10 protein-coding genes are annotated in these 13190 nt (G+C 54.6%); 6 read left to right on the plus strand and 4 right to left on the minus strand.

From position 1 onward, the window contains the following. Positions 1-5: 5 nt before the first annotated feature. Positions 6-2213, plus strand: coding sequence for an ATP-dependent RecD-like DNA helicase (locus ABDK75_RS14385; protein ID WP_062106459.1), 2208 nt, complete (start codon positions 6-8; stop codon positions 2211-2213). On the opposite strand, the gene ABDK75_RS14390 is transcribed toward ABDK75_RS14385, so the two are convergent. Together ABDK75_RS14390 and ABDK75_RS14395 are read right to left on the minus strand one after the other, a co-directional pair. Next, on the minus strand, positions 2188-3054 hold the full coding sequence (locus ABDK75_RS14390; RefSeq protein WP_197460347.1) for a reverse transcriptase family protein: 867 nt from the start codon (positions 3052-3054) through the stop codon (positions 2188-2190). The genes ABDK75_RS14385 and ABDK75_RS14390 overlap by 26 nt on opposite strands. A 61-nt stretch (positions 3055-3115) precedes the next feature. Beyond that, entirely contained in the window at positions 3116-3445 is a 330-nt protein-coding gene (locus ABDK75_RS14395) for a helix-turn-helix domain-containing protein (RefSeq protein WP_062106463.1), read from the minus strand. 877 nt (positions 3446-4322) lie between these two features. On the opposite strand from ABDK75_RS14395, the gene ABDK75_RS14400 reads away from it, so the two are divergent. The 5 genes from ABDK75_RS14400 (at position 4323) to ABDK75_RS14420 (ending at position 11929) form a co-directional block, all read left to right on the plus strand. Beyond that, on the plus strand, positions 4323-4991 hold the full coding sequence (locus ABDK75_RS14400; protein WP_156474451.1) for a hypothetical protein: 669 nt from the start codon (positions 4323-4325) through the stop codon (positions 4989-4991). Beyond that, on the plus strand, positions 4988-5308 hold the full coding sequence (locus ABDK75_RS14405; RefSeq protein WP_062106468.1) for a hypothetical protein: 321 nt from the start codon (positions 4988-4990) through the stop codon (positions 5306-5308). Before ABDK75_RS14400 ends, ABDK75_RS14405 begins: the two co-directional genes overlap by 4 nt. Before the next feature lie 20 nt (positions 5309-5328). After that, positions 5329-5598 carry a hypothetical protein gene (locus tag ABDK75_RS14410; protein WP_156474452.1) on the plus strand — a complete coding sequence of 90 codons (270 nt, stop codon included), beginning with the start codon at positions 5329-5331 and terminating at the stop codon, positions 5596-5598. A 151-nt stretch (positions 5599-5749) separates the two neighbouring features. Beyond that, positions 5750-6886 carry a 3'-5' exonuclease gene (locus tag ABDK75_RS14415; protein WP_346006247.1) on the plus strand — a complete coding sequence of 379 codons (1137 nt, stop codon included), beginning with the start codon at positions 5750-5752 and terminating at the stop codon, positions 6884-6886. A 339-nt stretch (positions 6887-7225) separates the two neighbouring features. Then, on the plus strand, positions 7226-11929 hold the full coding sequence (locus ABDK75_RS14420) for a hypothetical protein (protein ID WP_346006248.1): 4704 nt from the start codon (positions 7226-7228) through the stop codon (positions 11927-11929). 321 nt (positions 11930-12250) lie between these two features. On the opposite strand, the gene ABDK75_RS14425 is transcribed toward ABDK75_RS14420, so the two are convergent. Together ABDK75_RS14425 and ABDK75_RS14430 are read right to left on the minus strand one after the other, a co-directional pair. Further along, positions 12251-12610 carry a hypothetical protein gene (locus ABDK75_RS14425; RefSeq protein ID WP_346006249.1) on the minus strand — a complete coding sequence of 120 codons (360 nt, stop codon included), beginning with the start codon at positions 12608-12610 and terminating at the stop codon, positions 12251-12253. A gap of 321 nt (positions 12611-12931) precedes the next feature. Then, positions 12932-13177 (minus strand): hypothetical protein, encoded by a 246-nt coding sequence (locus ABDK75_RS14430; RefSeq protein WP_346006250.1) that lies wholly within the window; start codon positions 13175-13177, stop codon positions 12932-12934. Positions 13178-13190 lie beyond the last annotated feature (13 nt).

Consider the following 13190-nt stretch of genomic DNA (forward strand, 5'->3'; position numbering starts at 1 on the left):
GCGACGTGGCTGGAGACCAATCCCAAACAGAAACGCTTGCTGGGCTTGTGGAACGGGTGACCTTCCATAATGCCGAGAATGGCTTTTGTGTCCTGAGGGTCAAGGTTCGAGGACAACGTGACCTGGTCACAGTGGTCGGACACGCAGCGATGATTGCAGCCGGTGAGTTCGTGCAGATGACCGGGCATTGGTTCAACGATCACACCCACGGGCTACAATTCAGGTCAGAGTTCCTCAAGGCCAGTCCACCGACTACGATTGAGGGTATTGAGCGTTATCTCGGCTCGGGCATGATCCGAGGGATCGGTCCGGTTTACGCGAAAAAACTGGTTAAGGCGTTCGGCGAGGCAGTATTTGACCTGATCGAGCAGGAACCAGACAGGCTTCGGGACGTGACGGGCATCGGCCCGAAGCGTGCTGAAAGGATCGTGTCTGGTTGGAGCGACCAAAAAATAATCCGGGAGATTATGCTGTTCCTGCACAGCAACGGTGTCGGGACTTCGCGGGCAGTGCGTATCTTCAAAACCTACGGGCAAGAGGCGGTCAAACTGATTAGCGAAAACCCATACCGGTTGGCACGGGATATTCGTGGTATCGGATTTAAAACCGCCGACCAGATCGCGCGCAAAATGGGCATTGAACCCACGGCAATGATCCGGGCGCGAGCCGGAATATCCTATGCACTCGGTGAAGCGCTGGACGATGGCCATTGCGGGTTGCCGGTGGAGGAACTGATGACAAATACCGCAACGTTGCTGGAGATTGCGGTTCCATTGATCGAGACGGCCCTTACACTGGAGCTGGCCGCTGGTAACGTCGTTGCAGACAGTGTGGAAGAAGAGCGCTGCATTTTCCTGATGGGCCTGTATCGCGCCGAGCAGACCATCGCCGAGTGCATGAAAGCCTGCGCGATTGGTCTTCCGCCCTGGCCGGAGATTATAGCGGACAAGGCGATCGACTGGGTGGAACAGCAGACACGGTTGGCCCTGGCGCCAAGCCAGCGTGAGGCGGTGAGCCTCGCTCTCCGCAGCAAGGTGCTGGTGATCACCGGTGGTCCTGGTGTCGGAAAGACAACGCTGGTCAATAGTATTCTGAAAATCGTTACCGCCAAAGGGATCGAGGTGCAGCTCTGCGCGCCAACGGGACGGGCGGCCAAACGTCTGTCGGAGAGTACCGGGTTGGAGGGCAAGACAATTCACCGGCTCCTGGAGACGGATCCCGCCACGGGTTGCTTCAAAAGGGACGAGACAAACCCGTTAACTTGCGATCTCTTGGTGATGGACGAAGCCAGTATGGTGGATGTGTTGCTGATGCGCTCTTTGCTGCGGGCACTCCCTGATAGTGCTGCATTGCTGATCGTGGGCGACGTCGATCAGTTGCCGTCGGTCGGCCCAGGTCAGGTTCTGGCAGATATCATTCGGTCTGGTGCCATCCCGGTCGTGCAGTTGACCGAGGTGTTTCGTCAGGCCGCGCATAGCCGGATCATCACCAACGCCCATCAGATCAATGAAGGCCGGATGCCGGAGTTGAACTCAACAAAAGGGGCGGACTTCTATTTTGTCGAAGCGGTCGACCCGGAGATCGGGTTACGGAAACTGCTCACGGTGGTGAAAAACCGCCTTCCTGCAGCATTCGGGGTTGATCCGGTGCGCGACGTACAGGTGCTGTGCCCTATGAACCGTGGCGGCCTTGGAGCTCGGTCTCTCAACATAGAGCTACAGAAGGCGTTGAACCCTCCGGGCGACGTAAAGGTCGAGCGGTTTGGCTGGACTTACGGTCCGGGCGATAAGGTGATGCAGATCGCGAACGATTATGACCGAGACGTTTTCAACGGGGATCTTGGGGTTGTTGTTAAAATCGATCACGACGAGAGCGAGCTGACAGTTTCCTTCGATGGCCGAGAGGTTATCTATGGGTTTGGTGAACTGGACGAGTTGGTGCTGGCTTATGCGACCACGATCCACAAGAGCCAGGGCTCGGAATATCCGGTTGTCGTAATCCCGATCGTTACTCAGCATTACGCCATGCTGGCGCGGAACCTGCTGTATACGGGCGTCACGCGGGGGCGAAAGCTTGTCGTTCTGGTGGGGCAGAAGAGGGCCTTGGCGATCGCTGTACGAAATGCGGGTGGTCGGCAACGGTGGTCGAAGCTGGGCGAGTGGCTTATGGCATCAATGGGTCCTTATCCTAGGCAGCCTGTTTTCCGGCAATAATTTTAACCTGTGGTATTCGGTTTTGACGGTTTAATTTTCGCCATTGGCTATGATAAAATTCGGCTCGTGAACGGCATTGAGGATCGACTTGCGCTGCCTCATAAAGACGCGAAACCAGCTTTGGGTAGAGCTGAAGTTTCTTTTTGTCGTCTTCACAAGCTGTAATCTCTCGTATTGCTTGGCGGATCTTTTGCCAACGTGAGAAGGGCAGAGCGATTCCATCCCGGCCTACCACCACTCCCGTTACGATCTTCGCGCTGTTGCCCGTGAACGATCGATCCTTGTGCGGGCGTAATCCTGCCTTAAAAATTATTGATCGTGCTTCGTGGAGAATAGCGCGAGAGGCGCCGGAACCGGACATGGTGATGTCGTCTACATAGCATGTCATGACGAGGCCATGCCCCGTTGCAACCGCTGCCAGATCATCGAATAGAGACTTGTACGTGTAGTAGGAGATGATCGGGCTGACCGCGCTGCCTGTCGCGAGGACCCCGCGGTGACAGATTAGATTGGCGAGCAAGCCCGCCACATCCGATGCGCAGCGCATTACGTCTCGAAAGAAGTGCATGACTTTGTACTGAGGAACGGATTGGTAGAATTTCGCAATATCGATCTTTAGAAGTTGGCCATCGCCGATATGAGCGCGAGCATTGGAGAGATAGGACCGTCCTTTAACCGCAGAATGAAGGTAGTCTGGAACCTCGACCCGAGCTAGATACCGGTGTAATTGCCGGTGAAGGCTTTGCAACGCAGCATTCGGCTCCTGAATTTCACGATCTGAGTCCCTAAGCTTATAAACGCGATAACCGCCGTCAGCAGCCAGACTAGTGAGTTTATTCAACTCCCAACCCAGTCGCTTTGCCAATGCATGAGGTGACTGGAGGCCGTACAAATGACAGCGATTAATCGGTATGCACGGTTGTCTTGCTCGCTTTCTCTTGCTCACCATTTTCTCCCTCAGCTACCCATTCCAGCATCTTCAACACTTTATCAGCGACAAAGACACGTGCCTTGTCGAAGGTCGTACCCGCCCCTTGTTCTGCAAACAGCATGAGGGACGATAAAGGTACCTCGAACCGCTCAGCATATCTCTTGAGAACCTCTAAACTTGGTTCTTTTTTGTTGCGCTCAATCTCGTTCAAATAAGACCGAGATATATTAATCTGTTCGGCAAGATCAGACTGTGAAAGCCGATGATATTGCCTGATAGTCTTTAAGGCTCTGTCGTACATATCTGCCTCCGCAACCTTTGTTGGGAGAGTTGAAGGGGGATTACGTAAACATGTCCCAGATCTTCGTGCCCACACGTACTGCTTTAAGGATAAAATCCAATGCAGCCGCTGCGGCTTTCCAAGTCGTCGGCTTCAGCAGAGCATTCTTAATGAATGTCCTCCGTCGGCTAGTCTTCGTACGCTTCTTCTCAGCACTTAGTGAGGGAATATTTCCCATAGGTAGTCCTCCTACACGCTCGCCCCGGAATTAGGGCCAGCTCCACCAGCAGGAGTACAACGAGAGAAGAAGCATCCCCCCAACCCTTCGCGTCCAACCACAAGGACGCGCCTTATCGATGCTGTGAAGGGTCCCTCGCGGGCTCCTTCACGCTGCTGACAAGTGTGAGGATCAACCAAAAGTTAATCCCGCAGGTGATTACTCACCCAGAGTTCAGTGGGATGTTGCCTATTTCCCAAGTGCGTGGGAACTGTATGTCAGCGTCTAATTCGATAGTCAAGGAATATTCGCTATCGGCGAACATAATTTCTTTTATGGCGACATGCCTAATAGCTTCGACGGATAATTTTTTGCGGTGGATGAGCAAGTTGGTTGTTGGGATACTGGGGGATGCTTTTCGAGTGATGGACATGGCAAAGCTGTCGGATACAATCAGCGGCAGCTTGCGGCCAAGAGGCAGTCGTTCGCATTTCCTCTGACGAGTATCCAGTCCTGATAATTCGTTCCGAACGGTCTGATCAAAGCTAAACTCTTCCTAGATCAGATTTTCCGGCCCGCTCATCCATGTGTTAGAAAAATACAGCGTGAGCTTAAGAGATGCTCTATTTAAGCTGTATGATCGCACACTGCCTTACCATACTTCCGCGCTCACGGTTAATCGTGTCTGTTGCGTTTGCTATCTTTTCAGTAATTGCGTCTTTTGATGCCATTGCTAATGAGGCCAGACCAGCTCATGTCATCACCATCCAAGCAAACGATGGTCTGAGCCTTGCTCCGAAGGAGAATAAAGCTTGGTACGAACAGGGTATATGGCCGGTGGCTGGAGCCACACTCACCTTGATCGTCACCAATACCGTCACAGTTATCGTGGTCTATCTCCAATCGTCCCGATCTTTCAACGCCTTATTGCGTCAACGTAAAATTGAACGTTACGCGGCTGCCTTGAACGATTTCTACAATCCATTGCTAGCTCTTTTGGATATTAACAAAGAAATTTTTCAAAACACAGGACCTCTCAGTTTCCCTCAAGAAGAAATTCCTCGAAATGCTGCAGGACTAGTATGGGGACAGACCAAAAAGAAGATACTTTCAAATAATATCGATATTGAGATGATTTTGCGAACAAAAACACATCTGCTAATAGAGACAGATTCTCTTGAATCGTATCACCGCTTGCTTGTTCACGTTGCAATGTATGAGGCGTTTCAGAGGGTCGAAACCGATCTATATACAGGATTTACGTTCCCAGAAGACATCCGCGGTCACGTCGTCGCCCAACGCTTGGCTGCTCTCAAAATCTACCATAAACTTACTGGAGAACAGATTTGAGTACGAATTGGCTACAGCAGGAACTTGCCCAAAAAAGCAATGCACGTACTGATAGCGGCGATCCGATCTTGACCGTCTTTCTGCCTACTGGGCGGGAAGAGCGGATCTATTCTCCAGATTCAGATGAATATCGGGTCAGCGCGGATGTTGTTGAAAAGGCTGCCAGGTTGGGTGCAACCATCGTGGCTTATAGCTCGATGTGGTGTGGAGTGACAATTGAGGGCAAAGAGCATGCGAAAACCCAAGGCATCAGCATTATCCCCTTCGCCGGCCTTTTTGGCTACATGAAGCGTAAAGGTGTCATATTCACGCGGTGACCGTCTGGTTGCGAGCTGCCATGGCTGGAGCGACGGCAAATCTCCAGACAGCTTTCCTCTTTGGCTCTGCTATTGATCCCAAGGCAGTGGCCCGCGACATCGATATCGTCTTGGTGACGAAAGAAGGTGCTGGTGAGAAGGGATGGCACGCAATCCGGGATTGGCGCGATCGTCTTGCGGTAGATTTTGAAGAACGGTTCCATATGCCGCTTTCAGCAATGGTAGTCACGCCGTCCGAATGGGCGGAAATTGATGGCGTCGTAGTTAGGGAGCGAGAAGTTCTCATTTGATCGATTTCAGCCGTTAGTCGACATCTGTTCATCGGAAAAATCGATTGCAGAACACATTTTTTATTGAAAAATTGTATTCCACATAAACGGCTGGCGTGGGGCCAATGTCCGGATTATCCGAAGCTTTCTCAAGGAGTTTCCGACCGGACGCATGATTGCCCTGGAGCAGAACTTCCGCTCGACCGGTCACATCCTGTCAGCGGCCAACGCAGTCATTTCTCACGACACCAACCGGCTGGAGAAAACACTGTATACCGCGTCCGGAGATGGAGAGCCAGTGGATATTCTGCGGCACACCGGCAGTCAGGACGAGGCCTCTGGAATTGCCGCCGAGATCGGACGTCGTGCCCTGGAAGGCGTACCTTACGAGGACATGGCGGTGCTCTATCGCTTCAACCATCTCTCCCGGCTGCTGGAAGAGTCTCTGCTGCGCGCAAGGATCCCTTACGAGCTGGTCAATGACACGGCCTTCTGGCAGCGCGGCGTGGTCAAGGACGCGCTGGCTTTCCTGCGTCTGACATGTTTTCCGTATGAGCGGCAGTCAGACGAGGCCTTCCGCCGGATCGTCAATCAGCCCGCCCGGGGGATCGGGGCCAAGGCCATGGCGACATTCGAGCAGGTCGCGGATGAGGAGGCGATCTCGCTGTACGAGGCGGCGGAGCGCACGGTGCAGGGACGCACTGGCAAGGCTGCTGACAAGCTGCGCGGCTTTCTGGACGTGATTCTGAAAGGTGCCCGTAGTGACGAGCCCAGTCTGGGAGAGCGTCTGAGGGCTCTGGTCGAAGACAGCGGGTATCTCGCGATGCACCAGGCGGCCGGGGAGGATGGACGCACGGCGCTGGAAAACCTGCACGAGCTTCTGTCGCTCGCCAACGAGTTCAGCTCGGTAGAGGAGCTGTTTGACCATGCGGCCCTTGGTTCGGAAAGCCGCGACGATGACAGTGTCGGTCGGGTCAAGCTGATGACCATCCATGGCTCAAAGGGACTGGAGTTCGGGCATGTCTTTCTGATCGGCTGGGAAGATACGCTGTTTCCGTCACGCACGAACATTGATCCGGCTGAAGAACGCCGACTGGCTTACGTCGCACTCACCCGCGGCCGCCAGCGCGTGAGCGTATCCTGGTGCGAGTTTCGTCGGGGCGAGCAGGCCAACCCGAGCTGCTTCATCGACGAGATCCCGCTCCAGGCGCGGCGGGACGGCTGGGGGCGCAATCTCAGGCGCCGTCCCGCGTTCCAACGGGGAACGGCTTTCAATCGGCAGGCTCAGAGAGAGGCGATGGGGTTCTGACCACTCATGTGCGGCGGCAGCACTGGGGGGAGAACGGTCTGACCGGTATCCGACACGAACAATCAGAAGCAGACGTTTTAGTCAATCCCGCCACAGTTCAGTCTTAGCTGTTTCAGTACAGCCGATCTCGCGATACATTTGACGGCTATGTCGAACTCCAACTCCGCAAAGCCCAAGCAGAAGGCTCCCCGTACTCTTGCAACGGGCGGTGGAAATGCGACTGCTTCTGGGGTCAACTTTCAGCAAAGTCTCGGCGCGGTCTTTGGTCTTTGGCTCATCACAGAAACTCCTGTTGATCTCCGTCTTCAGCTCGGGAGCGCAAAGATCACTGAGTTTCGCATGGAAACCGAAGCTCCGTTAGACGATGCATTTGCAACGACTTCCGTCGGCGGGATAATTTGCGGGCAGGCCAAGAATACGTTGTCCCTGTCCGACAGCCTAAGCAGCGAGTTCGGCAAGACGGTTGATCAGATCGTTCGCCAATGGCGTCTCTGCCGGGAGGGGGCAGGTGATCTTGAGTGGAATCGCCCACTCGACCCAATGAAAGACCGCCTTTTAATCGTCGTCGGCCCCTCGTCTCCAGCAACTGTACGCTACAACCTAGCTAAAGGGCTTGAGGCACGGCGGCAACCAGGTCCTCCAGTGCTGACCGCTGCCGAAACCAAAGCGCTTAGCCAGTTCGACGCTTGTGTCCGACAAGCGTGGACTGCGACTGAAACCACCGAACCTCTCACCGACGAAATCCTAAATGCTATCTCCCACCTGACTTATGTTTACACCATTGATCCAGAGGGCTCGGACCGGGGGGCTTGGGCCGCCGCCTTAAACCCAGTGCTGACGACACAAGCCGACGCCCAATCTGTCTTTAATCTATTAGAGCGGATTGCTGGTGATCTGATGAGCGCGCGCGGCGGAAGGACGTTAGCGACCCTCCGTGCCGATCTCATGGCGCGCGGCGCGTGCCTCGCTGCCAGGTCAGACTTTCGCAAAGATATCGATACCCTGACCAATTACTCCCTTCGGACGGAGCAGACGCTGGCTGCGCTGGAGGTTGTTGAAGCAGGGGACGGTGATCTGGTTGGCATCACGCGTCACTGTCAGTCGGCTGTCAACGCGGCGGCGCTCGGGGGACACCTGCTCCTAATCGGCGAGCCAGGCGCCGGGAAGAGCGCGGTGATCAATGCTGTTGGCCGGGCGCTCAGGTCGCGGGGACGCGACGTGGTGCAATTGGCAGTAGACCGCTTTTCGGTCGAGTCACTTGAAGGAATATCGCGGGCGCTCGGGCTTGACCATGATCTCCCTGCGGTATTGGACTCCTGGGACGGCCCGGACATGGCCTTTCTCCTAATCGATGCGCTCGATGCCAGTCGTGGCCAGTCCGGCGAAGCGGCATTCAAGCGCCTGATCGAGTCGGTCATCGAGCTTAAAGGTCGCTGGACGGTGGTGGCGTCCATCCGGATTTTTGATTTGCGGCTCGGCCAGAACTTCCGATCTCTGTTCAAAGGCATACCGCCTGAGAAGGAACTGCAGGGGGAGGGTTTTGCCAACGTGCGGCACATCCAGATTCCACCTTGGTCCGATGACGAATTCGCTGAGCTCCTAAGTCGTACCCCGCGCCTTGCCGAAATTCTTGTACACTGCAGCGCAAAGCTTCGTGAGTTGGCCATGGTGCCGTTTAACACGCAGCTCTTGGCCAATCTGGTCGCGACCGGCTCCGTCAGCCGGGATTTCACGGGAATCGATTCCCAAACCGCGCTGCTAAACCTCTATTGGGACAAGCGCGTCAGTCCCCACGGAGTGGCCGCGGAAGTCTGCCTACGCACCGTAGTGGAAGACATGATAGCTGCCGGCTCGCTGCGCGCTCAACGGCTGAAGGTCGCTGCTGCCAATCCTGCGATCCTCGATACGCTCACGGGTGAAGGCGTTCTCGTCCTTACCAACGCGGAACGGTCGGTATATTTCCGCCACCATCTCCTTTTCGACTACGTCACCAGCCGGGTGTTTCTCGATCCTGACGGCGTCGCCAGCGGCAGCGCGACCTTTCCTAAGGCGAAAGGTCTAGGACTGGTACTTGCCCCGGCGATGGGTTTTCTACTGCAAGCGCTCTGGGTGGAGGATTCCGATCATCGCCGATTCTGGACTGCGGTAGGCAACCTGCTGAGCGCGCCAAACTGCGATCCTATCATCCGCAGTATTGCCGCTCGCATGGCCGCCGAACTCCCGGTCGAGTCCGCCGACGTGGATGCTTTCGCGGCGAAAATCAACGGCGGCTCCCCCAATGCAGTCGCCGCTTTCCCTCACGTTGTCGGCGCTATGGCAGTGCGGCTAGAGGACGAGCCGAGCCTGCCGCTGGCACCATGGGTCCACCTAGAACTTGCACTATCGACACGGCCGCAGCCGATCATCGGGGTTCTTCGGATGATGGGCTTCATGCTCGTCCAGCGCGTGCAGGATGCCACCTTGCGCGCCAAACTTGGTTCCGCAGTTCGCGCGCTGCTGACCTATGGCTTCACCTTGGACGATTCTGAAATACTCGCCACACCGGCGCTTGGCTTCGTGTCCGATACAATCACGACTGATGTGAATGCGTCGGTCGCTTTGCTGCGCCGAGTGCTCTCAAAGGATCGCTTCGACCGCTTTGCCCCTCAGGAAATGCCAGCTCTTGCCCGGAAGATTGAACAGATCGCCCCCGCCTCTCCAAAGTTTGCAGTCGAGGTTTACCAAAGTGCCTTCGGAGGGCAAGTTACTGAAAACCGACAGACTTCGATTAGCGGCAGTCGAATTCTAAACCTGACCTCCAACGCCAAACAAGACTTTGAGATGGCGCGCTGGTCGCTGAAGGAATATTTTCAGCACTTCCTGTCCGCGTTGCCGGTCGAGGCAACGGAAGCGCTTATAAAGGCGATCGAAGGCTACGTCGCCAGAGCGCATCCACTTTCGGAACATCTGGAAGAACTAAGCTTCACAGTGGGCGGCACCACTGTCCATCTGCAGCCGGATCATAGCCATATCTGGGCCCACGACCCGCACCCGAAATACGCGGAAGATGCTGACGAACTCCTTTCCCAGTTCGTGACCTGGCTCAAAACCGGTGAAGAATCAGCGGTTCTCGCGGCGGTAAACCATGCCGTGCTGCTCTGTAGGCTGGGGGTTCTGTGGTCCAGGTTATTCATGGCCGCTGCCGAGCGTGGCGGCATCTTGGCGCAGCGTCTTCGCCCCTATGCGGCCAGCCCCGAGTTTCTACTCGCCCTCGACACATGCAAGGACGCCATCGACCTCCTAGCAGCTCAATATGATCAGTTGCCGGAAGAGAAACGTCGCGCGCTGGAGACCGACCTGCTTGCTCACCCTTTCGACGAGTACGTTCGCCCTGAGCTAGCCAAAGAAAGCTTCCTGCGCCGACTATTCGGTACCATCGGAGCGAAACACTTGTCGACCGACGAAGCGAGGGCGGTTGTGGCCGCTGCGCCTGAGAATGATGCTCCCAACAATCGCTTGTATAGCATCACGTCAGGCTGGGTTGAATCGAGTGACGATTATCGTTGGCTGAACCAGGAAGCGAGGGCAGACCCGGCCATTCGTAAGGCAATTGTCGATCTCGACCTCGTTCGTGAAAAGCTGCGCCTTGGAGCTAGAGACAGCGAGCCAATAGAAGATCTTGAAACTGCCCTAAGTGCCTTGGGCAAGTTGCGCAAACTTCTCAACGACGAAGCCATTCCTGATCGGGGCTTGTTGCATCAGGCCGAAGGGTCTTTCGCCCAAGGGGTTCACAAGCTGGTCGCAAGCGAACACATCGGCCCCAACACCGGGCAGAACATGGTCGTGCAGCTCGTCGAGTGGATCGAGGACGCGAGCCGCCTCGGCAACCCTGAAGTCGACGAAGATACTGAGATAGAGTTCGAAGAGTCTCCGCACTGGGGCTCCCCTTCGGCCCGACTTGAAGCGGCCACTGCCGCGCTCGATCTCTGCCTCAAATGGCCGGAAATCTATCCGAAGCTCGAACCCCTCATCGACCGCATGCTGACCGACCCCCACCCAGCTGTTCGGATGAATGCGGCGGAGCATCTTGTCCGCATCTGGGATATCGATCGGGACGGCTTCTGGCAGCGTGCCGATCGGATTGTCCAGACGGAAGCGAACCGAAGCGTACTCGACACCTTCATTTCTCGAACTCTAGGACGTCTCGTCTGGCATGGCGCGGAGCGCGAGGTGGCCGACCTCGTCCTCCCCATGGTCGAGCAATTTCCTGCGAGCGACCAGCGCAATAAGAAAATTCGACGTCATTTGGTAGAGTGGTTGCTACAGCTATGGTTCCGTTTCGACCTTGAGGACGCAGCTGTGCAAGTCCGCGCTTGGTTCAGGAACGCTGCCGACAATCCTGAGGAGGTATACCACAGTATCCAGTGGCTACGGAACGCTTTCACGATAGGACTCCGGCCCGAAGATAAGCCGGATTTAGAGCAACAGCGAACACTGGCAGTCGCTCTGCTTGGTCAAGCAGTTTCACAGGCAGATGTTGTGCTGGACCATTACAGAACATTAACCGAGCCGGGTGAGGCAGAAATTGCTCGTGCTCACCAGGCGATGCATATTATTGATGCGGCCTGCCAGCAGCTCTATTTTAGCTCTGGCGCCTTCAGGCAGGGGAGCGCTCCTCTGACCCTCTTGACGCCGGGTAGCGGGGCCATCTTCCTGCATGAGACCGCACCGATCCTACGCCAGATCGGCCAGCATGGCGGGCCACATACGGTCTACAATCTGATCCAGCTTCTTGAAAATCTTCTCGAGGCTGCTCCGGCCGACGTCTTCGATTTGATAGCCGCCGCAGTGCTCCAGGGCGGACAGCAGAACGGCTATCAATTCGAGCATCTGGCGTCCGACCTAATGGTGAAGTTAGTTGGGCGCTTCCTAGCTGATCACAAGGAAATTTTTGACGACCCGCAACGCCGAACGGCCTTGGTCGACACGCTTGAGGTGTTCGTGGTAGCTGGTTGGCCATCGATCCGTCGCCTGCTCTATCAACTCCCAGAATTGCTGCAGTAGCCTTTAACCCTCATCTCTTTTGAAATTAGCGATGAGGCATGAGTTGAAGGAACCGAATATTTGTTGGTCGATTTGGTTAGTGCGTAATTTTAGAATTCTGGTGCGTTGATTGGGGGGCAGCCGAAACTTTCGGTCGATGGAGACGTCGAGGAATTTGTAGCCAAAGAACGGGATGGCAAGATTTGAGGCGTCCTCTTCGTCCGCTTTGCAGACGGCAAAAGCAAAAAATAAATGTCTGCAAAGAGGCACTGCCGTTTATCTGCTTCATACTCCTTGAACAGACAGCCAGTAGCGGAAAAGCATATAAAAATACAACAGAAATCAATGTGCAGTCTTCATAGACATAGCGCTAGTAAAATAATTAAAAACGAATACTATTAAAATGCAACCAATTCCTAGAATTCTATATGATTGTGGAATCAGTGCCGCACTCTTCTCAATACTACTTGCGTCCTTTTGTGCCTTATCTACCTTATCAAAGAAAGTTTGCCTCATCCGCAGATATAGTCCGGCACAGAAAAACATCTGCAAAAAATTATAAAATATATGAAATGCAATTGTATCCACTTGATTGGCAGCATATCCAATAGCACTTATTACAGTTCCCTTTTCGATAGCAAAAAAACCGAAATCAAATATTTTTGTAAGTAATTCTTGAAGGTTTCCGCGTTTACCAAGCATATAATAAATTTCTCTTTATTCGATTGCGTTTCGGCTCCTAAGCATAAATTGTTCAAATCGTCAATATTTTCGCTATTTTCTTGGATGTTATAGAGGAAGTATAGGCTGTTGATGTGGGTTACGGTAAATAACGGCCCATGAGAATGTCGAGGAAGATTGAAGAGTTAGCTACGGTTAGCGTCCGCTATTAGAAAGGCGATGCGGTCGATTAACGTCCGACATGAAGGCGAAACCGGAAGGTCCGCTTATTTCAAGCGGCTCCTCCTGGGGGGCAAGTATCCGTGTAACAGAAAACCTGCATAGGGTTTACACTGCGTACGACTAGCGAATGAGAACCACCTCAACTCCGATTGCGTCCGCAATTTCAGCCCATGCCCGATCGGCAGTGACCGCGGGGAGACCCATTTTTTTGGCTAGCGCCAGACAGGCGCGGTCTCCGTGACTGAGACCAACCCGCTTGGTCGCATCGCGCCTCTTTGCGGAAATTACGGAGTTCTGAACAGCGTCCGCATAGCAGACATAAGCAACACGATCTCTCACGTCTGAGTTGGAGGCGTAACCAGACATCAAACGACTGACA

Source organism: Gluconobacter sp. OJA, assembly GCF_039638325.1.
GTDB classification, from domain to species: domain Bacteria; phylum Pseudomonadota; class Alphaproteobacteria; order Acetobacterales; family Acetobacteraceae; genus Gluconobacter; species Gluconobacter cerinus.